23 protein-coding genes, 2 tRNA genes and 1 pseudogene are annotated in these 22,580 nt (G+C 72.9%); 12 read left to right on the forward strand and 14 right to left on the reverse strand.

Going from position 1 to position 22,580, the window contains the following annotated elements; genetic code table 11:
* The first annotated feature begins 55 nt into the window (after nucleotides 1-55).
* From aroA to AC0VX6_RS22880, 3 genes are read left to right on the forward strand one after another with little or no spacing between them, the layout of a single operon-like run.
* On the forward strand, nucleotides 56-1,402 hold the full coding sequence (gene aroA, locus AC0VX6_RS22870; RefSeq protein ID WP_475466003.1) for a 3-phosphoshikimate 1-carboxyvinyltransferase: 1,347 nt from the start codon (nucleotides 56-58) through the stop codon (nucleotides 1,400-1,402).
* Nucleotides 1,399-2,424 carry a ribosome small subunit-dependent GTPase A gene (rsgA, locus tag AC0VX6_RS22875; RefSeq protein WP_475466005.1) on the forward strand — a complete coding sequence of 342 codons (1,026 nt, stop codon included), beginning with the start codon at nucleotides 1,399-1,401 and terminating at the stop codon, nucleotides 2,422-2,424. Before aroA ends, rsgA begins: the two co-directional genes overlap by 4 nt.
* Nucleotides 2,425-2,460: 36 nt before the next feature.
* Nucleotides 2,461-2,703, forward strand: a complete 243-nt coding sequence (locus tag AC0VX6_RS22880; protein WP_475466006.1) for a hypothetical protein — start codon at nucleotides 2,461-2,463, stop codon at nucleotides 2,701-2,703.
* 9 nt (nucleotides 2,704-2,712) lie between these two features.
* Here the strand turns inward: AC0VX6_RS22880 and AC0VX6_RS22885 are convergent.
* A pseudogene (locus tag AC0VX6_RS22885) lies at nucleotides 2,713-3,070 on the reverse strand (winged helix-turn-helix transcriptional regulator).
* Between the two features lie 259 nt (nucleotides 3,071-3,329).
* Here AC0VX6_RS22885 and AC0VX6_RS22890 point away from each other — a divergent pair.
* Entirely contained in the window at nucleotides 3,330-4,220 is an 891-nt protein-coding gene (locus AC0VX6_RS22890) for an NAD(P)-dependent oxidoreductase (RefSeq protein ID WP_475466008.1), read from the forward strand.
* Between the two features lie 62 nt (nucleotides 4,221-4,282).
* Here AC0VX6_RS22890 and AC0VX6_RS22895 read toward each other — a convergent pair whose 3' ends face one another.
* Together AC0VX6_RS22895 and AC0VX6_RS22900 are read right to left on the reverse strand one after the other, a co-directional pair.
* Nucleotides 4,283-4,573, reverse strand: coding sequence for a DUF2087 domain-containing protein (locus AC0VX6_RS22895; protein WP_019608133.1), 291 nt, complete (start codon nucleotides 4,571-4,573; stop codon nucleotides 4,283-4,285).
* 12 nt (nucleotides 4,574-4,585) lie between these two features.
* The gene (locus AC0VX6_RS22900) at nucleotides 4,586-5,170 is read right to left on the reverse strand and encodes a TetR/AcrR family transcriptional regulator (RefSeq protein WP_047867405.1); all 585 of its coding nucleotides are present in this window, start codon (nucleotides 5,168-5,170) and stop codon (nucleotides 4,586-4,588) included.
* A gap of 345 nt (nucleotides 5,171-5,515) precedes the next feature.
* Between AC0VX6_RS22900 and hisN the strand changes: the two genes are divergently transcribed.
* The 5 genes from hisN to AC0VX6_RS22925 all read left to right on the forward strand — a co-directional run bounded on the left by hisN (nucleotide 5,516) and on the right by AC0VX6_RS22925 (nucleotide 10,116).
* Nucleotides 5,516-6,322 (forward strand): histidinol-phosphatase, encoded by an 807-nt coding sequence (hisN, locus tag AC0VX6_RS22905; RefSeq protein ID WP_274974607.1) that lies wholly within the window; start codon nucleotides 5,516-5,518, stop codon nucleotides 6,320-6,322.
* A 63-nt stretch (nucleotides 6,323-6,385) separates the two neighbouring features.
* Entirely contained in the window at nucleotides 6,386-6,898 is a 513-nt protein-coding gene (locus tag AC0VX6_RS22910; RefSeq protein WP_475466011.1) for a hypothetical protein, read from the forward strand.
* Nucleotides 6,899-7,097: 199 nt separating this feature from the next.
* Entirely contained in the window at nucleotides 7,098-8,354 is a 1,257-nt protein-coding gene (locus AC0VX6_RS22915) for an ABC transporter permease (RefSeq protein ID WP_475466012.1), read from the forward strand.
* A gap of 10 nt (nucleotides 8,355-8,364) precedes the next feature.
* Nucleotides 8,365-9,396, forward strand: a complete 1,032-nt coding sequence (locus AC0VX6_RS22920; protein WP_274974610.1) for a permuted SH3 domain-containing protein — start codon at nucleotides 8,365-8,367, stop codon at nucleotides 9,394-9,396.
* Nucleotides 9,397-10,116: an ABC transporter ATP-binding protein gene (locus AC0VX6_RS22925; protein WP_475466014.1), complete on the forward strand. Its 720-nt coding sequence runs from the start codon at nucleotides 9,397-9,399 to the stop codon at nucleotides 10,114-10,116.
* A gap of 93 nt (nucleotides 10,117-10,209) precedes the next feature.
* Here AC0VX6_RS22925 and AC0VX6_RS22930 read toward each other — a convergent pair.
* The 3 genes from AC0VX6_RS22930 to AC0VX6_RS22940 form a co-directional block, all read right to left on the reverse strand.
* Nucleotides 10,210-10,286, reverse strand: a tRNA-Met gene (locus AC0VX6_RS22930).
* 248 nt (nucleotides 10,287-10,534) lie between these two features.
* Nucleotides 10,535-10,611, reverse strand: a tRNA-Met gene (locus tag AC0VX6_RS22935).
* Between the two features lie 227 nt (nucleotides 10,612-10,838).
* A complete protein-coding gene (locus AC0VX6_RS22940; RefSeq protein ID WP_475469420.1) occupies nucleotides 10,839-13,811 on the reverse strand; it encodes a UPF0182 family membrane protein in 2,973 nt (990 codons plus the stop codon).
* Nucleotides 13,812-14,108: 297 nt separating this feature from the next.
* Between AC0VX6_RS22940 and AC0VX6_RS22945 the strand changes: the two genes are divergently transcribed.
* Entirely contained in the window at nucleotides 14,109-14,630 is a 522-nt protein-coding gene (locus AC0VX6_RS22945) for a PPA1309 family protein (RefSeq protein WP_475466016.1), read from the forward strand.
* 109 nt (nucleotides 14,631-14,739) lie between these two features.
* Here AC0VX6_RS22945 and AC0VX6_RS22950 read toward each other — a convergent pair whose 3' ends face one another.
* The 3 genes from AC0VX6_RS22950 to AC0VX6_RS22960 all read right to left on the reverse strand — a co-directional run bounded on the left by AC0VX6_RS22950 (nucleotide 14,740) and on the right by AC0VX6_RS22960 (nucleotide 17,500).
* Nucleotides 14,740-15,798 carry a YlbL family protein gene (locus AC0VX6_RS22950; protein ID WP_475469421.1) on the reverse strand — a complete coding sequence of 353 codons (1,059 nt, stop codon included), beginning with the start codon at nucleotides 15,796-15,798 and terminating at the stop codon, nucleotides 14,740-14,742.
* A 90-nt stretch (nucleotides 15,799-15,888) separates the two neighbouring features.
* Nucleotides 15,889-16,326 carry a molybdenum cofactor biosynthesis protein MoaE gene (locus AC0VX6_RS22955; RefSeq protein ID WP_212642936.1) on the reverse strand — a complete coding sequence of 146 codons (438 nt, stop codon included), beginning with the start codon at nucleotides 16,324-16,326 and terminating at the stop codon, nucleotides 15,889-15,891.
* A gap of 106 nt (nucleotides 16,327-16,432) precedes the next feature.
* A complete protein-coding gene (locus tag AC0VX6_RS22960; RefSeq protein WP_475466018.1) occupies nucleotides 16,433-17,500 on the reverse strand; it encodes an NAD-dependent epimerase/dehydratase family protein in 1,068 nt (355 codons plus the stop codon).
* A gap of 123 nt (nucleotides 17,501-17,623) precedes the next feature.
* Between AC0VX6_RS22960 and AC0VX6_RS22965 the strand changes: the two genes are divergently transcribed.
* Both AC0VX6_RS22965 and AC0VX6_RS22970 read left to right on the forward strand, forming a co-directional pair.
* Nucleotides 17,624-19,102 (forward strand): zinc-dependent metalloprotease, encoded by a 1,479-nt coding sequence (locus AC0VX6_RS22965; protein WP_274974613.1) that lies wholly within the window; start codon nucleotides 17,624-17,626, stop codon nucleotides 19,100-19,102.
* The gene (locus tag AC0VX6_RS22970; protein ID WP_475466020.1) at nucleotides 19,103-19,693 is read left to right on the forward strand and encodes an NUDIX hydrolase; all 591 of its coding nucleotides are present in this window, start codon (nucleotides 19,103-19,105) and stop codon (nucleotides 19,691-19,693) included. It abuts the gene before it with no gap.
* Between the two features lie 147 nt (nucleotides 19,694-19,840).
* On the opposite strand, the gene AC0VX6_RS22975 is transcribed toward AC0VX6_RS22970, so the two are convergent.
* From AC0VX6_RS22975 to AC0VX6_RS22995, 5 genes are all read right to left on the reverse strand, one after another.
* Nucleotides 19,841-20,260 carry a spore-associated protein A gene (locus AC0VX6_RS22975; protein WP_475466021.1) on the reverse strand — a complete coding sequence of 140 codons (420 nt, stop codon included), beginning with the start codon at nucleotides 20,258-20,260 and terminating at the stop codon, nucleotides 19,841-19,843.
* Nucleotides 20,261-20,421: 161 nt separating this feature from the next.
* The gene (locus AC0VX6_RS22980; RefSeq protein ID WP_475466023.1) at nucleotides 20,422-20,997 is read right to left on the reverse strand and encodes a M48 metallopeptidase family protein; all 576 of its coding nucleotides are present in this window, start codon (nucleotides 20,995-20,997) and stop codon (nucleotides 20,422-20,424) included.
* A 284-nt stretch (nucleotides 20,998-21,281) separates the two neighbouring features.
* Nucleotides 21,282-21,440 carry a hypothetical protein gene (locus AC0VX6_RS22985; RefSeq protein ID WP_200904007.1) on the reverse strand — a complete coding sequence of 53 codons (159 nt, stop codon included), beginning with the start codon at nucleotides 21,438-21,440 and terminating at the stop codon, nucleotides 21,282-21,284.
* A 53-nt stretch (nucleotides 21,441-21,493) separates the two neighbouring features.
* Nucleotides 21,494-21,772, reverse strand: coding sequence for a WhiB family transcriptional regulator (locus AC0VX6_RS22990; RefSeq protein WP_274974617.1), 279 nt, complete (start codon nucleotides 21,770-21,772; stop codon nucleotides 21,494-21,496).
* 203 nt (nucleotides 21,773-21,975) lie between these two features.
* The gene (locus AC0VX6_RS22995) at nucleotides 21,976-22,320 is read right to left on the reverse strand and encodes a hypothetical protein (protein WP_274974618.1); all 345 of its coding nucleotides are present in this window, start codon (nucleotides 22,318-22,320) and stop codon (nucleotides 21,976-21,978) included.
* Between the last annotated feature and the right edge of the window lie 260 nt (nucleotides 22,321-22,580).

Raw genomic sequence — 22,580 nt, forward strand, 5'->3', positions numbered from 1 at the left:
CCACAGGCGGGAAGGCGTTCCCCTGCGGCCGCGCCGCGCCCGATAACCTTGTGTCATGCCTGAGTCCGCGTCCTCGCAGCCCGTCCAGTCCGGCCAGAACCCCGGCACCGCACCGTCCCCGAGCACGGCCGGGGCCGCCGACGGGCACTGGCCCGCGCCCACGGCCGAGCGGCCGGTGCGCGCCCGGCTGTCGCTGCCGGGGTCCAAGTCCATGACCAACCGCGCGCTGGTCCTGGCCGCCCTGTCGGAGACGCCGTGCCTGGTGCGCCGCCCGCTGGTCAGCCGGGACAGCGAGCTGATGGCGGGCTCCCTGCGCGCCCTGGGTGTGGGGATCACCACCGAGGGGGAGGACATGGCGGTCACCCCCGCCCCGCTGCGCGGTCCGGCCTCCGTCGACGTCGGCAACGCGGGCACGGTGATGCGGTTCGTGCCGCCGGTGGCGGCCCTGGCCTCGGGCACGGTGGAGTTCGACGGCGACCCGCGCGCCCGCGAGCGGCCCGTGGGCGAGCTGCTGGCCGCCCTGCGCGCCCTGGGCGCCGACATCGACGACGGCGGCCGCGGCGCGCTGCCGATGGCCGTGCACGGCACCGGCGCCGTGCGCGGCGGCGAGGTGACCCTCGACGCGTCCGGCTCCTCCCAGTTCGTGTCGGCGCTGCTCCTGAGCGGCGCGCGCTTCACCGAGGGCGTGCACGTGCGCCACTCCGGTCCCCCCGTGCCCTCCCAGCCGCACCTGGACATGACCGTGGAGATGCTTCGCGCGGCCGGGGTCGCCGTGTCCACCGCCGACGACTCCTGGAGGGTCGAGCCCGGACCGGTCAAGGTCTCCGACATCACCGTGGAGCCCGACCTGTCCAACGCCGCGCCCTTCCTGGCCGCCGCCCTGGTCACCGGGGGCGAGGTGACGATCGAGGGGTGGCCGGAGCACACCACCCAGCCCGGCGACGAGCTGCGTTCGCTGTTCACCCGGATGGGCGGCGAGGTCTCCCGCTCGCCCGAGGGGCTGCTCACCCTGCACGGCACCGGCCGGATCCTGGGCATCGACGCCGACCTGCGCGACGTGGGCGAGCTCACGCCCACCGTGGCCGCCGTGGCCGCGCTCGCCACGACCCCCTCCCGGCTGACCGGCATCGCGCACCTGCGCCGCCACGAGACCGACCGCATCGCCGCGCTGGCCGCCGAGATCAACCGGCTGGGCGGCGACGCCGAGGAGCTGCCCGACGGGCTGGTCATCAACCCGCGCCCGATGCGCGCCGGGGTGTTCCACTCCTACGACGACCACCGGATGGCCACCTCGGGAGCGGTGATCGGGCTCGCGGTGCCCGGGGTGGAGGTGGAGAACATCGCCACCACGCGCAAGACCCTGCCCGACTTCCCTGGCCTGTGGGCGGAGGCCCTGGCATGAGCCGCACGCGGGGCGGGGGACGCCACCTGGACGAGGACGACATCCGCGTGCGCGCCCGGGGCGGTTCGCGCCCCCGCACCCGCAACCGGCCCAAGCACGAGAACGCCGTGGAGGGCCTGGTCACCGCCGTGGACCGGGGCCGGTACCGCTGCCTGGTCAACGGCGTTCCCGTCGTGGCGATGAAGGCACGCGAGCTGGGCCGCGGCTCGATCGTGGTCGGCGACCGCGTCGACGTGGTCGGCGACCTGTCCGGCAGACCCGACACCCTGGCCCGCGTCGTGCGGGTCAGGGAGCGGGCGTCCGTGCTCAGACGCACGGCCGACGACACCGACCCGGTCGAGCGGGTGATCGTGGCCAACGCCGACCAGCTGGCGATCGTCTGCGCCCTGGCCGACCCCGCGCCGCAGCCGCGCTTCGTGGACCGCTGTCTGGTCGCCGCCTACGACGCCGGGCTCTCCCCGCTGCTGTGCCTGACCAAGGCCGACCTGGCCTCCCCGGACGAGCTGGTGCGGGTGTACGCGCCCCTGGGCGTGCCCTACGAGGTGCTCGACCCCGAGAGCGGCCTGGACGGCCTGCGCGCCCGTCTGGCCGACCGCACCACCGTGCTCGTGGGCTCCTCCGGGGTGGGCAAGTCCACCCTGGTCAACCGGCTCGTCCCCGGCACCGACCGGGCCGTGGGCCACGTCAACGCCGTCACCGGACGGGGCCGCCACACCTCCACGTCCGCCGCCGCGCTGCCCTTCGAGGGCGGCTGGCTGATCGACACCCCGGGCGTGCGCAGCTTCGGCCTGGCCCACATCGACCCCGAGGACATCGTCGAGGGCTTCGCCGACCTGGCCGAGGCCGCCGAGGACTGCCCCGCCGGGTGCTCGCACCAGCCCGACGCCCCCGACTGCGCGATCCGGGCCGCACTGGAGCGGGGAGAACTCGACCCGGACCGCGTGGCCTCCCTGCGCCGCCTGCTCACCAGCCGCGAGGGGGACACCGGGGAGGTCGCGAACACCGACGAGAACGAGTCCTGACCGGCACCACCCCCTGTTTTTCCGGAGGACCCCCCTGTGAAGGACGACGACAGACGTGTGGGCGCGGTGACCGTCGCGGGAGCCGCCAGCGCCCTCCTCGTGACAGCGGCGGTGCTCCTGGACATATGGATGGGGAACGGCGGGCCGGACCTGACGGTCCTCGCCTACGTGCTCCTCGGGCTCGCCGTCGTCGCGCTCGCCTGGCAGACGGTCCTCCTCGTACGGCCCCTCCGGCGCCGGGGCGCCCCGGGAGAGCACTCCGCCGAACGGGGAGAGTAGTCCGGGTCGTCAGCGCCGGTGCGCGTCCACCGGCCCGGCGGCATCGATGACGTGCGCGCGGCCCCAGGCGCCGAGCGGGGCCAGGGCCCCGTTCAGGGACTCCCCCACCGAGGTGAGCGAGTACTCCGACCCGGGGCGGCACCTCGCCGAAGTCCTCCCGGTGCACGATCCCGTCCTCCTCCAGCTCGCGCAGGTGCGAGGCCAGGACCTTCTCGGTGACGCCGTCGAGCATCCGGCGCAGCTCGCCGAAGCGGCGCGGCTCCTCGTCCAGCGCCCACAGGATCAGCACCTTCCACCTGCCGCCGATGACGTCCATCACCGCGTCGATGCCGCAGTGGTACGCACCGGGCCTCCGTACGCCGACCATCGCCCCGTCCTCCCACCAGCACGCTTACCCCGGAGTGCGCACGCACTTCGAAGTGCGTACTTGTCGGGGCCCCGACGGGCCCCGAGCCTAGGTCGTGTTCCTCGGATCATTTCGGGCTCGCGACCACCGGGCTGCCTCTCGCTGCGCCGGTTTCGCTTGAAAAGCCAACCAGGCTGACCTGCGCGAACCGTCTTGCGAGAGATTGCCCGGACGGCCGCTCGCTGATCCGAAAGCCTCCGCGGAACACTCCCTAGTCCACATGAACGCACACGACACCGAGAAGCCCCGCGTCGCCCTGCTCGGGCTCGGGGACATGGGCACCGCACTCGCCCGGGCCTGGCTCGCCGCCGGGTACCCGCTGACCGTCTGGAACCGGACCCCGTCCCGAGCCGAGCCGCTGGCCCGGGAGGGCGCCGACGTCGCCGCGACGGCGGCCGGGGCGGTGGCCTCCGCCCGCCTGGTGGTGGCCTGCCTGCTCGACGACGACTCCGTGGGCGCGGTGCTGGCCGACGCCGACCTGGCGGACCGGGACCTGTTCAACCTCACCACCGGGACGCCGGACCAGGCGCGGGCCCGCGCGGAGTGGGCGCGCGGGCGCGGCGCCCGCTTCGTCAGCGGCGGCGTCATGGCCGTTCCGCCGATGATCGGCGCCCCCGGCTCGGGCGGGTACGTGTTCTACAGCGGTTCAGAGGAGGCCTTCGCCGAGCACGAGGCGGCCCTGTCCGCCGTGGCCGGGACCGTGTTCGTCGGCGGGGACGCCGGGCTGGCCGACCTGCACGACGTGGCACTGCTCAGCGCGATGAACGGCATGTTCGCCGGGGTCGCGCACGCCTTCGCCCTGGTCCGCGGCGAGGACGTGCCGCTGAAGGGGTTCGCGTCCCTGCTGGCGGACTGGCTGGGCGCGATGACCGTCGGCGTCCACACCACCGCGGAGCGGTTGGAGAGCGGCGACTACACCAGGGGCGTCGTGTCCAACCTCGCCATGCAGGTGAGGGGCAACCGGACCCTGCTGCGCACCGCCGAGGAGCAGGGGGTGAGCGCCGAACTCCTCGCACCGTACGCGGAGCTGATGGAGCGCCGCCTCGCCGGGGGCCACCCGGACGAGGACGGCACGGGGGTGGTGGACCTGCTCGCCGCGCCCCGCCGCTGAACGCGGTCGGGCCGCGCCCACCGGGCGGCCGCACCGGCTTCCACCGGCTGCGGCCGCCCGGATCAGACCTCCACGGTCCCGCCGCAGCGCCAGTACCGGGTGCGGTCGCGCTCCATGAACCCCTCGTCGACCAGACCGCGGCGCAGCACCGCCACGTTCGCGCTGAACCCGCTCAGGACCGCGTTGACCTCGGCCTCGCTGTAGCGCACCCCCGGTTCGAAGGCGCGGGCGACCTGGTCGAGCAGGACCAGCCGGGCGGTGCGGCGGACCGGGATCGCGGTGATCCGCCCGTCGGCCATGCAGGCGCGCAGCACCTCACGGCGCTCGCTCTCCGTCAGCGGACCCTCCACCACGGCGCCACCCCCTCAGCGGCCGACCGTCAGCATCCCGTGCACGACCGTCTCGACCCTGCGCGCGGCCTCGTCGGGGTCGATGGGCTGCAACGAGTAGGACACCGTCAGGCGCAGGGCGACGTCGGCCGCGACCTCGGCGGCGGAGTCGGCCAACTCCGGGTAGCGCTCCCCCAGCAGGGCGGTGATGCGCTCGCCCAGGACGTCCAGCAGCGGTTCGGCGCGCGTGGTGAGCACCGGCAGGAGCCCGTGGTCCCCGGTCACCACCGCGCGCAGCAGCGGGTTGTCGCGGGCGGACAGCAGCACCAGGCGCGTGGCCCGGCTCACCGCGTGCGGCGGGTCCTCGCCCTCCTCGTCCAGGAGGCGCACCACCCGGTCCAGCAGCGCGTTCACCTCGCGCACCACGACGGCCTGGAGCAGGCCCTCCTTGCTGCCGAACACGTTGTACAGGGTCTGGCGCGACACCCGGGCGACCGCCGCGATGTCGGCCATGCGCCGGTCGGACCAGCCTCCCGAGACGACCTCGGCGTAGGCGGCGTCCAGCAACCGCTCCCGCGCCGAGGTGCCCTCGGCGCGCCCCTGTCGGTTCGCGGTGTCCATGCTCCCCATCCTCGCATCCGCCGCCGCGGGCGACGCCCCTGACGCTCCCCTCCGCCGGGCCGCCGTTCCCGCGGACCCGGGCGGCCGGGAACCAGCACTCCGGTCAGGAGGTGGGGCGAGACGGCGGGTACCGGCACGCGGCGGTTGCGGTCGATCGCCGACCCGTTCCCGGCCCCCGCGCCGACCGGGGTGAGCATGCGTGACCGGCTCACGGGCATCACCCCTGAGGACGAGGCTGTGGCCCAGCCCATCCGGCACCGTTCGGGACGGGTGCGGTGCCAGCGTGGCCCCTGGGAGCCACTGGCCACTTCTGATCACCGTTCAGGAACGGTAGCGTTACCGGTCATGATGTCCTTTGACGATGATCTGCGGCTGGCCCACGTGCTCGCCGACGCTGCCGACGACATCGCGCTCAAGCGCTTCCGGGCGCTTGACCTCGTCGTCGACACCAAACCCGACTTCACCCACGTCACCGAGGCCGACCGGATGGTGGAGGAGACGCTGCGCGGCGTGCTCTCCCGCGCCCGGCCCCGCGACGCCGTGGTGGGCGAGGAGTACGGCAAGACGGGCAACAGCAACCGGGTGTGGGTCATCGACCCCATCGACGGCACCGCGAACTACGTCCGCGGCGTCCCGGTGTGGGCGACCCTGATCGCCCTGCTGGAGGGGGACCGCCCCGTGGTGGGCGTGGTCTCGGCCCCGGCGCTGTACCGCCGCTGGTGGGCCTCCAAGGGCGGCGGCGCCTGGCAGGGCCGCAGTCTGTCCAAGGCCTCGCGCTGCCACGTGTCCAAGGTGTCGGAGCTGTCGGAGGCCTCGCTGAGCTTCTCCTCGCTGACCGGCTGGGAGAAGCAGGACCGCCTCGACTCCTTCCTCGGCCTGACCCGCTCGGTCTGGCGCACCCGCGCCTACGGCGACTTCTGGTCGCACGTGATGGTCGCCGAGGGCGTCGTGGACATCTCCGCCGAGCCCGAGCTGTCGCTGTGGGACGCCGCGCCGCTGCCCGTCATCCTGGAGGAGGCGGGCGGACGGGCCACCAACCTGCGCGGCGAGGGCTTCGAGGACGGCGGCCCCCTGGTGTGCACCAACGGGGAGATCCACGACCAGGTGCTGACCTGGCTCAACGGCGGCCCCACCCCGCTGCGCCGCGCCTGACCCCCACCCCTGCCACGACAACGGGTACACGCTCCACCACCGTACGTAGTAACGTGCGGTGGTGTGCTGACCACGACACCCCTGTGGGCCGTCCTGTGCGCGGCCGCGGTCCTGCTGGCCACCGCCTGCGGCGGCCACGGGCACACCCCCGAACAGCTGCGCGAGATGATCGCCGACACCGTGCGCTCCTCCGTGCGGGGCGAGGGCCCCGGCCTGGGCGTCCCCGGCGCCGCGTTCGACCCCGCCAGGTACCTGTGCGCGCCCGCCGTGGACGACCGGACCGCCCGCCTCTGGCGCACCGAGGCGCCGCGCACGGCCGCGGACGGCACCGTCGGCCTGGGCGTCCTGGCGCCGGAGGGCGCGGACACCGACTCGGTGACCGTCTCCGTCATCGGGCCCCGCGGCGGCACCGCCGCCACCGAGGCGCCGGTCTCCCCCGGCGAGTGGACCCGCGTGCGCTACCCCGACGACTTCGAGGGCGCCGGGGACCGCCCCTCCGCCGGGGCGCACACGGTGGTCTGGTCGGACACCGGCTCCGGGACGCCGCTCACCTGCGACGGCTTCGAGGCGGTCTGAGGCTCCTGCCGCGCGGCGTCCCCGCCCGCCCCTCCCCCCTGTGCACAGCCCGAAACGGCAGTCCGGAATCCGCGCTGTCGGGCTGAACCGAAACCGTCCCCTTCCACGATGAGTCAGGTGAAACCCCGCCACCCCCGCGGGTATCCCGCCGCCGCCGTCGCGGCGTCCGGATCTCACAGACATCACGGGAAGGGGCCGAATGCTGCGTTCCCTCACAGCCGGGATCGTGCTGGCCTTCGCCGGTTCACGGGCCAACGTGGCCCGGACCATCCTGTCCTGCGCGGGCATCGTCGTCGGTGTCGGCGCGCTGATCCTCGTGGTCAGCGCCAGCGACTTCGGCCAGCGCTTCGCCACCGCCTACAGCGAGGCCAACGCGGGCCGCCCGGCGACCATGGAGGTCACCGTGCAGGGCCGGGTCACCGACCGCGCCGCCTTCGAACAGGACCTGGTCCGGGCGGGCGGCCGGGACATCTCGATCTACCACAGGCCCTCCCACGCCCCATCGATCCGCTCCGGCGGCTCCCCCCTGCCCGACGTGGAGTTCCTCGGCGTGGACCCCACGCTGGGCGACATCCGGCGGATGAACCTGGCCGAGGGCCGCTGGTTCACCGAGGCCGACACCGAGTCGCTGGCCCCGGTCATGGTCGTCAACGAGGAACTCGCCGGCGCGCTGGGCGACCTCACCCGCGTCCAGGTCGGCACCGACCGGTGGACGGACGTGCGCGTCATCGGCGTCCTGGAGGGCTCCGCGCTGGACATGGGCTGGTACAGCGCCTACCTGCTGCGCGCCCCCGCCTCCGAGGAACTGCTCTTCGGGACCTCCACCGGCGCACAGGAGCAGGAGGGGTCGGCCGACCCGTTCCTCATGGGCGACATGACCACCTACCAGGTGCGGATCGACCCGGACGACCCCGCGGCGCAGGACCCGTGGGGCGAGGTCTTCTCCGAGCGCCTGGCGTCGGTGTCCTGGCGCTGGGGCGTGGAGGAGCAGGACGCCGTCATGGCCTACCGCACGGACTACGCCGAGGAGATCGGCGAGGTCATCACCTACATGTCCTGGGGCCTGACCGGCATCGCCGCCGTCACCCTCACCACCGGCCTGCTGGGCGTGCTCAACGTGGGACTGGTCACGGTGCGCGAGCGGCGCCGCGAGCTGGCCACCTACCGCGCCCTGGGCGCGAGCCGGTTCACCCTGTTCGTGGCGGTGGTCATGGAGTCGGTCGTGGTGTCCCTGGTGGCCGGGCTCATCGCGCTGGCCGCCTGCTGGGCCCTGCTGGCCGCCGTCGGCGCGGTGCTGGGCGGCCTCGTGTCGCTGCCCGCCGACGTCCCCCTCGTCATCCCCGCGTCCGGAGTACTCGTCGGCCTGGGCAGCGCCGCCCTCGTCGGGATGCTGGCCGGGATCATCCCCGCGATGCGGGCGCTGCGCGCGTCCGTGGTCGCCGGACTCCGGGAATAGGAGACATCACGTGAAGAAGTGGATCATCATCGGCGCGGTCCTGGTCCTCGTGGGAGGACTGACCGGCGCCGGCTACCTCCTGGTGTCACGCCTGGGCGGCCCGGGCGCCGGAGAGGACGCCGGCCTGCAGGAGGCCGCCATGGACGTGGGCGGGGCCCCGGTCGAGGTGGTGCTGGGCGAGGTCAGCTCCGTGCTGGTGCTGGACGCCGTCGTCCGGGCCGAGCCCGGCGAGCCGGTCGAGGCCCGAAACGGGGGCACGGTCTCCCACCTGTGGGTGGGCGAGGGTGCCGAGCTCGGCCAGGGCGCCCCGGTGGTCAACGTGAAGGTGCCCGCCCAGGGGGAGCCCGTCGTCGGGGAGGACGGCCGGGTCCCCGACGCCCTCACGACTGAGGAGGTCACCCTGTACGCGCCCGCCGCCGGAACGGTGTCGGGGCTGGAGGACGTCATGGTCGGCGACGTGCTGGAGCCCGGCGCGGTGGTGGCCACGGTCGCCCCCGAGGAGTTCCGCGCCGTCGCGTCGATCCCGCCCAACGACCTCTACCGGTTCTACGAGGACCCCCGGGACATCCTGCTCCAGATCGACCAGGGGCCGCCCGCCACCGCGTGCGAGTTCCTGTCCCTGGGCACGGCCGAGGGCGGCGCCCCCGTCCCCGATGACGGGGGCGGCGAGGGCGCCGAGGACGTCGGCGGCGGTGGCGGCGGGGCCGAACTGGCCTGCCGCGTGCCCGCCGACCTGGAGGTCTTCGAGGGCGTCCAGGGGCAGCTGTCGGTCAGCACCGGCACGGCCGCGAACGCGCTCGTCATCCCCGTGACCGCGGTGCGCGGCACCGCCGGGGCGGGCGAGGTCGTGGTGGTGGGCGAGGACGGCACCGAGGAGACCCGCGAGGTGGTGCTGGGCGTCTCCGACGGGTCGTCCGTGGAGGTCACCGAGGGGCTGAGCATCGGTGAGGCGGTCCTGGACCCGATCCCGCTCGACCCCCGGTTCGACGTGCCCGGCGCGCACGACCCCGAGGACGGGTTCGCCGAGGAGGGTGAGGGCTAGATGTCCGTCGACGCACCGGCCCCCGGGGCCGCGCCGCGCCACGCCCGCCCGGCGCCCCTGCTGGACGTGGCGGGGATGACCCGGCACTTCACGGTGTCGGGGGCCCGGATCGACGTGCTGCGCGACTGCACGTTCCGGGTGGGGCGGGGCGAGGTGGTGGCGATCGTCGGCCAGTCCGGCTCGGGCAAGTCCACCCTGCTCAACGTGCTGGGCCTGCTCGACCGGCCCAGCGGCGGCACGTACACGTTCGACGGCGTGGACACCACCCGCCTGGGCGAGGGCCCGAGGTCGCGACTGCGCGGCGAGGGGATCGGCTTCGTGTTCCAGCAGTTCCACCTGCTGGAGCGGCGGACCGCCCTGGCCAACGTCGGCGTGCCGATGGTGCTCGGCGGCGTGCCGCTGCTGCGCCGCCGGGCTCGGGCCCGCGAGCTGCTGGAGGCCGTGGGGCTGGGACACCGGCTGCACTCGCAGCCGCACCAGCTCTCCGGCGGTGAGCAGCAGCGTGTGGCCCTGGCGCGGGCACTGAGCCGTGAACCCGCCCTGATCCTCGCCGACGAGCCCACGGGCGCCCTGGACGCCGCCAGCAGCACCGTGATCATGGACCAGCTGCTGGAGCAGGCCCGGCTCCGCGACGCGGCGGTGGTCGTGGTGACCCACGACCCCAAGGTGGCCGAGCGGGCCGACCGGGTGGTCGAACTCGTGGAGGGCCGCACCCGCTGAGCGCGCGCCGCCCGGGAGACCGGGCGGCACACGGGCACACGGGCACACGGGCACACGAAAAACGCCGGGCGCGAAATGCGCCCGGCGTTTTGCTGGTAGCGGGGACAGGATTTGAACCTGCGACCTCTGGGTTATGAGCCCAGCGAGCTACCGAACTGCTCCACCCCGCGTCGTGATCTCTATTTTAGGGGGTCAACCCCCGGGTGGCAAATCGGTTTTCTTTGCGTTTCCGCGTGGAAAACCGGTGGAGATCCCACCCTGCGGCAGTCGGTTTCCCGACCGCCTTCGGCAATCCTACCAGCGCTTGCGCCCTGGTCCGACCACCCGGACTTCCCCGGGGAAGCCCGTCCTCCGTTCTCCTCCGCAAAAGGAGGAACCGGAAAACCGACGGACCCGGGATTTCTCCCGGGTCCGGGTCTGGTAGCGGGGACAGGATTTGAACCTGCGACCTCTGGGTTATGAGCCCAGCGAGCTACCGAACTGCTCCACCCCGCGTCGTTGTGTCTACACAGTAGCGCGCCCTGAACCAAAACCCAAATCGGCGGACCGGGACGCGTCAGCGGGCCCCGGGCCCCCTTCGCGGGAGCCGCTCCCCCTGTTCCCGGGGACACACGCACGGGGAGCGCGCAGACCCTCGGACACGGCCCCTGGCGAACGCCGAGGGGGCGGGGGTCCGAGGACCCCCGCCCCCTCACGGAGCGGTCACCGCCGGAAGGCGGGGCTCAGTTCTCGTCCAGCTGCTGCTGGATGTCCTCCAGCGCCTCACGCAGGCGGTCGTTGGCCTCCTCGTTGGACTGCTGGGCCTCCTCCCAGGCCTCGACGGCCTCGTTGAGGGACTCGGTGAGGTCCTGGTCGCCCCCGCCGCCGTCTCCTCCGCCGCCGCCGGCCCCGGCCTCGGACTCCTCCTCGGGAGTCTGCTCGGCGCCCTCCTCGGGTGCCGCGCCCTCTCCGTCGAAGAGGTTGCTGAGCGCGTCCGGCAGGCTGTTGCCGATGGCCACCTCGTCACCGAAGCCGACCATGACCTGCTGGAGCAGCGGGAAGGAGGCGGCTCCGCCGCCGCCCGCCTGCACGTACAGCGGCTCGACGTAGAGCAGGCCCCCGGCGAACGGCAGCGTGAGCAGGTTGCCCCGCGTCACCTCCGCGTTGGACTGCTCCAGCGGCAGCAGCACCTCGCGGACGTCGGCGTCGGCGTCGAAGGCGTTCTGCACCTGCCCCGGGCCGAGGATCACCGTGCTCCGCGGCAGCTCCAACAGCTTGAGCTGGCCGTAGTTCTCGGAGCGCGGATCGCTGTCCACCGCCATGAAGGCCGCCAGGTTCTCACGGCCGCGCGGCACGAACGTGCTGGTCAGCGAGAAGGTGGACTCCTCGTCCGGGTACTGGATGGTCTGGCGGTAGGGCGGCTCGGGAGCGTCGGTCTCGCTGGTCGGGTCGCTGGGGACCGACCAGAAGTCCTGACCGCCGTAGTAGGCGGCGGCGTCCGTCACGTGGTACTCGCGCATGATCTGGCGCTGCACCTTGAACAGGTCGTCCGGGTAGCGCAGGTGGTCGATGAGCTCCTCGCTCATCTGGTCCCTGTTGACCACGGTCCCGGGGAAGGCGTCCATCCAGGTCTGGAGGACCGGGTCCGCCTCGTCCCACGCGTACAGGGTGACGGTGCCGTCGTAGGCGTCGACGGTGGCCTTCACCGAGTTGCGGATGTAGTTGACCTCGTTGCCCGGCAGCGCGCCCACCTGCTGGGCCGAGCCGTCGGTGAAGGTGTCGGTCACCGCCTGGGTGAAGTCGATCCGGTTGGCGTACGGGTAGCCGTCGGACGTGGTGTAGGCGTCCACGACCCACACGACCCGGCCGTCGACGACCGCCGGGTAGGGGCGGCTGTCCGTGGTCAGGTACGGGGCCACCTTCTCCACGCGCTCCACCGGGTCGCGCTCGTAGATGATGCGCGAGTCGTTGGTGACGGCGCTGTTGAGCAGGATGTTGGGTTCCTGGTACTTGATCGCGTACAGGATCCGGTCGAAGAAGCTGGCCAGCTGGACGCCGCCGTCACCGTCGTAGCGGTTGTAGGCCTGCGAGTCGCTGCCCTCCTCACCGCCGCCGGCGCCCTCGGCGCCCTCACCGCCGCCCTGGCCCCCGCCCTCGGCGGGCGCCTCCTCGGCGGTCTGCTCCACGGCCTCCTGGTCGGCGTCGGCCGGGGCGCGGGCCTCGTCCGGGCTGGGAGAGACCTCCGGCTCGACCGCGTCCTCCGGGGTCGGGACGTCGCCGGTGTCCTCCTCGGAGTCGAGGGGGTAGTCGTACTCCTCCTCGGCCTGCACGATCGCGTACTCGGCGCCCTCGCGGCCGTAGTAGATGCGCGGCTCGTACTCGCCGACGACGTCGCTCAGCTCACCGCGCGGAGGGATGTTGTACTCGGTGAAGACCGGGCGCCCCTCGGCGTCGATCTGGGTGCCCGCGGCGGCGACCATGCCGTAGCCGTGGGTGTAGATCAGGTGCCGGTTGAGCCAGTTGTCCTGGTCGGCGGGCGGCCCGTCCAGCTCGCGGACGGCCACGATCGTGTCGATCAGGTTGCCCTCGGAGTCCGGGTAGCGGTCGACCTCCAGCACCTCGGGGAACTGGTAGAAGCCGCGGACCTGCTGCATCTGCTGGAAGGTCTGCGAGACGACGGAGGGGTCGACCAGGCGCACGGTGGTGTCCTGGGACTCCTCCACCAGGTCCTGGGCGCTGAGCTCGGTGGTGGCGTCGTAGGCCTGGACCTCGGCGTCGTCGATGCCGTAGGCCTGGCGCGTGTACTCGATGTTGCGCTCGATGTAGGGGCTCTCCAGGCGCTGCTCGTTGGGCTCGACCTGGAAGCGCTGGACGATCTCGGGGTAGGCCGCGCCGACCAGCACCGCGGACAGCACCAGCAGTCCGAGGCTGGCCATGGGCACCATGATGTTCTTGAAGTAGATGTTGGCGAAGAACAGCACGGCGCAGATGACCGAGATGACCGTGAGGATGAGCAGCGCGGTCTTGACGGCGTTCACGTCGGTGTACGAGGCGCCGAAGGTGTAGCCGCGCTCGGAGAAGACCAGGCCGTAGCGGTCCAGCCAGTACGAGCCGCCGCGCAGCAGCACGAACAGGCCCAGCAGCACCGACAGGTGCACGCGGGCCGAGGGGGTGGCGCGCTGGCCGGAGTCGTTCTGGAGGCGGACCCCGCCGTACAGGTAGTGCACGATCACCGCGGCGATGAACGCCAGGATGACCGCCGCGTACAGGTAGCCGAGCAGGATGCGCAGGAACGGGTAGGTGAACGCGAAGAAGGCCACGTCCATGCCGAACTCGGGGTCGTTCACCCCGAAGTCGGTGCTGTTCACGAACTGGAGGTAGGACCGCCAGTCGCCGCTGGCCGCGGCTCCGGCCAGCAGCGCGAGGGCGCCCACGGCGATCCAGAAGAACAGCTTGCGGTGCGGGTCGATGGACTGCCGGTAGCGGTCCAGGCCCTGCTGCTCCAGGCTCATCGGTCGGATGCCGGGCCGGGAGCGGTAGGCGAAGAAGATGCTGGCGCCGACGATGACGGCCATCACCAGTCCGGCGACGGCGAACAGCAGCACGCGGGTCCACAGTTCGGTCAGGAAGACCGAGGTGTAGCCGACGGACTCGAACCACTTGAAGTCGGTCCAGAAGTTCGCGGCGAGCATCAGCCCCGCGATGATGACGACCACGGTCGCCGCGACTGGCGCGAGCAACCTTGATCGGCGAGGCATACGCGCAGGTGGTGCGCCGGGCGATCGGAAGCTCACGCCTCCCCCTCGTTCTGGCTTGGTAGGTGCGTACGGGTGCGCGTGTGGCGCTCTGTTACTGAAAACTTAATCGGTGGCCCCCGGGTTCCCGAAACGGCCCTCGTCCGGGTGACAAGGCTGCATCGTTGCTGTATCGGAGTCGCATCTGGAAGGCCACGTGGCGACCCTACTGTCCGAAAACAGGGGCGTCGCGCTTCCCGCATCGGTCACTATGGAAACGTGTCGAACATTCGCGAAGCCGTCATGGACCTCGAACACCACGCAGCCGAGCAGGGCTGGGACCGGCCGCTGGGCCTGTACGCCCTGGTGCCGACCGCGGAGCTGCTGCGGGCGGAGCCCGCGCTGGCCGGCCTGCTGGGCATCGACTCCCCCGCCGACCCCGACGAGCTGACCCCCGTCGAGCAGGAGCAGCTGCCCGCCGACGTCCCGCTGGAGGAGGCGCTGGGCCGCATCCTGTGGCCGGAGGGCGTGGCCGGGTGCGCGCTGGTGATGGAGCGCCTGGTGGTCAAGGGCACGGACGAGACCCTGGCCCCGGACGAGCGGCCGGGCTCCTCCGGCCGCGAGACCGAGGAGATCCGCATGGTCGCCGGCGTGCTGCGCGACGGCTCGCGGCACTGCGCGATGCGCATGCGCAGCCACGACAGCGAGTCCGAGGTGCTCAACGGGGCGGACCTCATCCCGGCGCTGACCTCCGCGCTGGCGCTGACCCTGGACCTGGACGAGGAGTCCGGACAGGACTGATCCGGGCCCGCGGGCCCCGGGCGCGCCCGCGCGAGGCGGGGTGCGCCCGGGGCCCCCTCCGTCGCGGATGGCCGGGCACGGGCCGGAGCCCGGGAGGGGCGCCGCGCCCCTACTCGCAGCGCGGCAGCTCGCCCTCGCCGGTGCGGATGGTCTCCAGGGCCCCGACCGCGTCGTCGAGGGTCTCCACCCGGACCACCTCCAGCTCGCCGTAGGCGGCCGACTGGGCGACCTGGGAGCAGCTCTCGGCGGCCACGAGGAAGTACTCGGCGCCGTCGCGCTGGGCGCTGACCATCTTCTGCGGGATGCCGCTGATCCCGCCCACCCGGCCGTCGGCGGTGATGGTGCCCGAACCGGCCACGTCCGCGCCGCCGGTGAGGCCCTCCTCGCTGAGCCGGTCCATGATCCCGAGCGCGAACATCATGCCCGCGCTGGGCCCGCCGATGTCGCCGATCGTGATCTCCACGTCCACGGGGAAGTCGATCTCGTCGGCGATGAGCACGCCGATCGCCGCGCCGCCGGAGTCGCCCTCCTCGCTGGCGACCTCCACCTCCACGGTCTCGCCGTCGCGCTCCAGGGTGAGCCCGACCGGGTCGCCGGGCTCGCGGTCGCCGACCATCTCCACGACCGCGCCGCTGCCGGCGGGGACGTCGGGGTCGCCGCCCCGGGTGGGCACCGGCTCGCCGTCCACGGCCACGACGGCGTCGCCCGCCTCCACCACGCCGTGCGCGGGCATGCCCTCGACGGTGCCGCTGACCACGGGGACCGCCTCGTACTCCATGCCGAGCTGGGTGAGCGCGGCGGCGGTGGCGTCGGTCTGCGAGTCGTTCATCTGCACCGTCTGGCGCTCGGTGACCTCCTCGGGCGTGCGCCCGGCGGGGAAGAGCAGCTCCTCGGGCAGGACCGCCTGGGTGGGCGAGAGCCAGGCGGTGACGACGGTGAGGAAGTCGAGCCGGTGCTGGGGTCCGCCCGCGTACTGCACGGTCACCATGGACAGGGTGCCGTCGTGCTCGTAGCTCTCGGCGCCCTCGACCTCGATGACCGGCCCCCGGTCGGTCTGCCCGACGGTGTTCACGGTCAGGCCCGGCGCGGCGACCAGGTAGGGCACGGGCAGGTAGAGGCTGCCGATCCCGAGCCCCACGAGGAGGACGAGCGCGACGACGAGGGTCATGGCACGACGGAGCATGCCCCCCAGCCTATTGCCGCGTCCGGACCGGCGGGGGTCCGCCCTCCCTCCGGCCCGCCCGGCCGCCGTGGGCGGTCAGGGGGCGCCCACCCACTCGCTGCGACCGTCCTCGAAGTCCTGCTGCTTCCAGATGGGCACCTGGGCCTTGAGGTCGTCGATGAGGCGGCGGCAGGCCTCGAAGGCCTCCTGGCGGTGCGCGGCCGCCGCGGCCACGACCACCGCGACGTCGCCGATCTCCAACTGGCCGACCCGGTGCGTCGCGGCCATCCGCACCACGGGGCGGCCCGGGACGGAGGTGTCGCTGAGGACCTTCTCCATGACGACCCGCAGCTGGGCCTCCACCGTCGGGTGGGCGGAGTAGGCCAGGCGGGCGACGTCGCGGCCGTGGTCGTGGTCGCGGACGGTGCCGACGAAGACCGCGGTGCCGCCCGCGCGCGGGTCGGAGACCGCGGCGAGGACCTCGTCCACCGACAGGGGGGTGTCGCGTACTGACGCGAGAGTGATCTCTTCCACGTCATGACCGTATCAACCGGATGTTCCCCCATGTGGGGACACGGGTGCGCGTTCCGACGCACGCGCAGGTGCTCCGGAGACGGCGGGGTTCGGGCGGATCCGTGCCTCACGTCCCCTTGCGCCTGCGCAGGTGGCGGATGGCGGCGGCGGTGCCGATGGCCGCAGCGGCGGCTCCGGCGGCGCCCGCCGCGGTGATGGTGACCTCCTTGCGGCCCAGGCTGCGGCCGACCAGGGCGGGCCTGCCGCTGCGCGACTCCAGGAGGGCGGACAGGGCGGACTCGTTGTCGTGGGCGGGCTTCCACCCGGCCTCGCGCAGCACCGCGCAGTCCACCACGCACGGGTAGACGAGGAACTTCAGCTCGCCCTCGGCCGCCGGGGTGATCCGGGCCTGGTGGAGGCGGCGGACGGCACCGAAGGCCAGGTTGGCGGGCACCTCGAAGTGCTTCATCCCGGCGACGGACTCCACCTCGTCCTGGGTGAGGGAGCCCTCGCTGGCCACGGCGACCACGCCCTCGGGCCCGTCCACCCCGTGCAGGGCGCAGAAGGCCAGGGCGCTGGCCAGGTCGTCCTCGTGGCAGAACTGCCAGTGCTGTTCGTGCCCCTTGACGGTGAGCAGGCGCGGGGCGGAGAAGTGGCGGCTGAGGAGGGTGTCGAGCCCGGGCCCCACGAGCGGGGCGGGTCGCACGACGGTGACGGTGAGGCTGGGATGGGCCCGGCGGGCGCGTTCGGCGAGGTCCTCGATCTCGGCGAAGTCGCCCATGAGCCCCTCGCTGTTGTCGGACACGCGCGGCGCGTTCTCCGCCAGGGGCACGGGGCTGTCGGGGGCGGCGCCGTAGACCACGGTGCTGGTGACCAGGATGACGCGGGGGACCCCCGAGGCCGCGGCAGCGGTCAGGACCGTCTGGGCCGCGCGGATGTTGTGCGCGCGGCGCCGGGCGGGCCGGGTCTCCAGGGAGCGGTCGTCGGCGGTGTGCACGAGCACGTCGACCCCGCCGAGCCGGGAGACCAGCCCGGGGTCGCACACGTCGGCGACGCGCCAGGTGACGCCGCGCAGGTCGGCGAGTTCGGCGTCGATGGCGACGACCTCGCGCAGGCGGGCGGAACTCTCCGGCGCGGCCAGGCGTTGCACGAGGAGCCGGCCCACCCCGGAGGCGGCACCGGTGACAGCGACCACCGTGCCCGCTCCCTCGGAGGGGCTGTGCTCTGGGCGAACCTGGCTGCTTTCGGTATTCACTCCGGGCGACTCCCAGCTAACGTGACAGTGGAGACCAAACCTAATCCTGCCTGAGGTCTGATTGTGAGCGACCTGCCATTCGGTTTCAGCATGCCGAACGATCCCGATGACGAGTCCGGACGCCGTTCTGGCGACTCCGGCTCGGGTGCCGGCAGCGGCGGCCCGGGCGGAGGAGGATCCGGAACGCCGGACGGCTTCCCGTTCGGCGACCCGCAGCAGATGGCCAACATGCTGCGTCAGTTCGCCGACATGATGTCGGCCCAACCCGGTCCCGGACCCGGAGGCGACCAGAAGTCGTCGTCCGGGGTGAACTGGGACATGGCCAAGGACGTCGCGCGCCAGACGGTCGCCCAGGAGGGCGACCCGAGCGTTCCGGCGTCCGACTACGCCAGGGTCGAGGAGGCCCTGCGCCTGGCCGACCTGTGGCTCGACCAGGCTACCGACCTGCCGTCGGGCGTCCACACCACCCAGGCCTGGAGCCGGTCGGAGTGGATCGAGCGGACGATGGACTCGTGGGTGCAGCTGTGCGACCCGCTGACCAGCAAGACCGTCCGTTCGATGGGGCAGAACCTGCCCGAGGAGATGCAGTCCGTGGCCGGTCCGCTGCTGGGCATGATCCAGCAGATGGGCAGCATGATGGTCGGCCGCCAGGCCGGCCAGGCCGTGGGCGAGCTGTCCCGCGAGGTGGTCGGCACCGCCGACATCGGGCTGCCCCTGGCCGGTGAGGGCCGTGCGGCGCTGCTGCCCTCCGGCGTGGCGCGCTTCAGTGAGGGCCTGGAGGTCCCCGAGGAGGAGGTGCGCCTGTACCTGGCCGCCCGCGAGGCCGCCGTGCACCGGCTGTACTCGCACGTGCCGTGGCTGCGCTCGCACGTGTCCCGGCTGGTCAACGAGTACGCGGACGGGATGTCCTTCGACATCAGCGGCCTGGAGGACCGGCTCGGTGGGATCGACCTCACCAACCCCGAGGCGCTCCAGGAGGCCCTGGGCGGTGTCGGGGGCGAGGGGCTGTTCCAGCCCGAGGACACACCGCAGCAGAAGGCGGCGCTGGCCCGGCTGGAGACCACCCTGGCGCTGATCGAGGGCTGGGTGGCCACCGTGGTCTCGTCCGCGGTGTCCGGCCGTCTGCCGCAGGCGGACGCCCTGGCCGAGGCGACCCGGCGCCGCCGGGCGACCGGCGGGCCCGCCGAGCACACGTTCGCCGCCCTGGTCGGCCTGGAGCTGCGCCCGCGCCGTCTGCGCGAGGCGTCCGCCCTGTGGTCGGCCCTGGAGGAGGCGCGCGGCGTGGAGGGCCGGGACGCGGTCTGGGAGCACCCGGACCTGATGCCCACCGGCGACGACCTGGACGATCCCGAGGGCTTCGTGCGCGGGGGCGGTGACGGGTTCGGCGACGCCGACTTCGACATCTCCTCCCTGACCGGGGACGCCCCCGGCCGGAAGGCGGGGACCGACGGGGACGCGTCCGCGGAGGGTTCCTCCGGCGAGGGCTCCTCCGGCGCCGACCGGGACGGCGACGGGGACGACGACCGGGGAGAGGGCGCGTAGGTGTCGCTGCACGCGGACGCCCGGGCGGTGCTGGGCGCGTGGACCGCGCCCGACGCCCGGCAGGAGGAGCTGCGCCGCTCCTACCTGGACCACCTGGAGGCACACGGGGACGGGATGTGGCGCTCCTGCCTGCCCGGCCACGTGACGGCCAGCACGGCGATCATCTCCGCCGACGGCTCGCGGGCGGTGCTCACCCTGCACCGGATCCACCGGATCTGGTTGCAGACCGGCGGGCACTGCGAGCCGGAGGACGCCACCCTGGGCGCGGCGGCACTGCGCGAGGCCACCGAGGAGTCGGGCATCCGGGGGCTCACCCTGCTGCCCGAGCCAGTCGGGCTGGACCGCCACTCGGTGCCCTGCGGGGGCGGCAGCTTCCACCTGGACGTGCAGTACGCGGCCCTCGCTCCCGAGGACGCGGTGCTGGTGCGCGACCCCGACGAGTCGGCCGACCTCGGCTGGTTCCCGGTGGACGACCTGCCCGAGCCCTCCGACGAGGTGTGCCGTTCGCTGGTGCGCGCCGCCGCCGAGGCGGTGGGCCGCCACCTGCGTTCGTCCGCCCCGCATCCGGGCACGGACCCGGGCACGCGCTGACGCGCGTCTCGGGCACCCGTCGACGTCGGCCGCGGCGGCGCCGGCTGGCGCCCGCCGACCCGGGCCGCGGGCACGCGCTGACGCGCGTCTCCGCCGTCCCGCGGCACGCGAACGGCCCCGCCGGTCGGCGGGGCCGTCGGCTTCGGGTCAGCCGCAGTTGGTGGCGTAGCGCTCGGTGGCCTGGTTGCCGATGAGCCCCCGCCAGTCGACGCAGGAGCCGCTGGCGTACACGTACACCGGACCGGCGTAGTAGCTGTACTCGCCCGTGTCCGACACGAAGGAGCCGTCGTCCCCCGCCCGGCGCAGGCCCGCGCTCATCGGCATGGCGAAGCCGTCGCTGTCGGCGCTGCGGACGGTGACCACGCAGTTGTAGCCGTTGGAGCTGTTGTAGGTCAGGAACACGGTTCCCAGGTCGAAGCGGACCGGGGCCGAGTTGACCACCGAGTAGCCCGAGCCGCAGGCCCCGTTGTAGGCGGCGGCGCTGGCCGGGGAGGCGGTGACGACGCCGGCGGCCAGGAGCGTCAGGGTCGCGGCGGCGGTGGCCAGGGTCTTCTTGAGTGTCCTCATGGGGGTGGGTGTCCGTTCCGGTTCGGTGGGGCCCGCGGCCCGCGTGACCGCAGAAAAATACCCCGGAACGCACGGAAAGAGGAGAGCACCAAGGGCGAAAAAGGCCTTTTGTCCCTGTCCGCATCGGTGACGGCGCCCACCCCTCCGGCGCGCGGCCGGACTCACTCGTCGAAGGCGACCTCTGCGGCGTCGAGCTCCTCCTCGTCCTCCCCTGCTCCGCAGGGGTCGTCGGACTCGGCTCGGGAGGCGGCGCTGAAGCCCTCCAGGTAGCCCCGGGCCCGCTCGGCCTTGGGGTAGCGGCGCACCAGGTCCCAGAACTCCCGGCCGTGGTGCGGGATGAACAGGTGCGCGAGTTCGTGGATGAGCACGTAGTCCACGACCCACGAGGGCATTCCGGCGACGCGGCGGGAGATGCGGATCGTGCGGGTCTCGGGGGTGCACGACCCCCAGCGCGAGTTCTGGTTGTCCACCCAGCGCACGCTCTCGGGGAGTTCGGTGCCGCCCAGGTAGCGGCGGGCCAGTTCGAGCGCGCGCTCGTGGAGTTCGGCGTCGCCGGGGTTGCGGCGCCCCTCGCGGGCCTCCAGTCGTTGCAGCATGCGGCCCACCCAGCGCTTTTCCTCTGCGCGGGAGAACGTCGCGGGCACGAGGACGACCGTGGTGTCCCCGTCCCTGTAGGCCGACACCGTGCGTCGGCGACGAGGACTGCGTCGTACCTCGACTTTGGTGTTCGAGGGCACGAAGTTTACGGTAGCCCAGCGAGGCGCTCCAGGACAGGTGTGTCCTGTCCTGTTATGTCACCGATCTCGTGTCTGTCCCGACTCCCGGAGCGTAACCGGAAAACACGGTACGGTAGCACATTCCGCCCTGACCAGGGTCGTTTTTCGGCTGTGCGGCGGACCACGACGGGGCCCGCCGAGGTGTTCCGGCGCCCTTTCGGATACACAAAAGAGACCGGACGGTGACCCCCGGAGGAGTCCCGCCCGGCCCGTGGTCAGATCAGGGCGCCGCGCGTCCCGTCACGTCAACACAGACGTGACCACGCGATTTCCGTGAGCGCCTGTTCGGCACGGCGCTCCTCGCGCTGGCGGGCGCGCAGCTGGCGGGCGGTGAGCCTTCTGCCCTGCTGTTCACGCGTCTCGACGTCGGTCCGCTCGACCACGCGCATGAGTTCCATCATCATCTGTCTTCGTCCTTCGTGTCCGCGGAGGTGGGGTGGGGCTGTGGCTGGAACGGTCAGGCCGCGACCGGAGCGGGGTTCTTCCGGGGGCGGCCCCTGGGGCGCTTGCGCGCCACGACCTGTCCGGAGACGAGCAGCTGCCCGCCCCAGACGCCCCAGGGCTCACCGCGCTCCAGGGCGTCGGCCAGGCACTGCTCCCGCACGGGGCACGCGCCGCAGACGGCCTTGGCCGCCTCGACGTCGGCGGGCGCCTCGGCGAAGAACAGGTCGGGCTCCAGGCGGCAGGGAACTTCGGTGTCGCCCATCCAGGGCGTTTCCAGGACCGACGCAAGCATCGGTGCCCTCCAAGATCTTTGATCGTTTCGTACAACGCGGTCGGTGACTGGTCACCGGAACCGGTCCGGTGGGGGACCTGGACTTGCGATGCCGCCGCCCTCTCCCTCGTCCCTGGGGGACGGGGAGCTGGCGAAGATACAAAGAAAGCCGCGGCCCCTGTCGGGGTCCGCGGCCACGGTCGAAACTCTCGGCCTGTCCTGCTCTAGGCCGGAATCCTCCGTGGACACTCCCCCGATGCGCCGTACGGGCGCTGGGTAGCTTCTGCTGCGTGCTGCGTCTGGCGCTTGCCGCGATCAAGGGCGAGCCCGGACTCGACGGACACACCACTGCCGTCGCCGAGGACGGTCCGCTCGACCTGGGACACCATCAGCGGGGAACGGGATCCGTGGATCCCGGTGCCGACGTTGCCGACGGTGGTCCCGCCGTAGACGGCGAGGACATCCGTGTGACCGCCCAGGAGGTTGCCCTGAACAGCGGTCGGGGACAGCTGACGCGACGGCATGGCGAAGCCGGTGACGAAGCCTGTGGTCTCCGTGATGCTGGTCATTGGATCGGGCACCTCCTTCACTGTCGGGCGACGGGATCTTGCACCCGCGCCGGGAGCGGTCATTGCGACGGGGTACACACTATGGGCTGGCGCAGAAAGAGAGCAACCCATTTTTGACCTGCGGAAACGTCCGCATCCGGTCAGGGGTTCGCGGGAATGCCGCGGCGTCCGGAGGCGTTGCCTTTGGGCATCCCCCGAGCGCCCTGCCGACACCCCGCACGCCGAGACGGCGAGGCCCCGGTCACGGTGCGCACCGTGAC

The organism is Nocardiopsis sp. iso_25 (assembly GCF_056173305.1).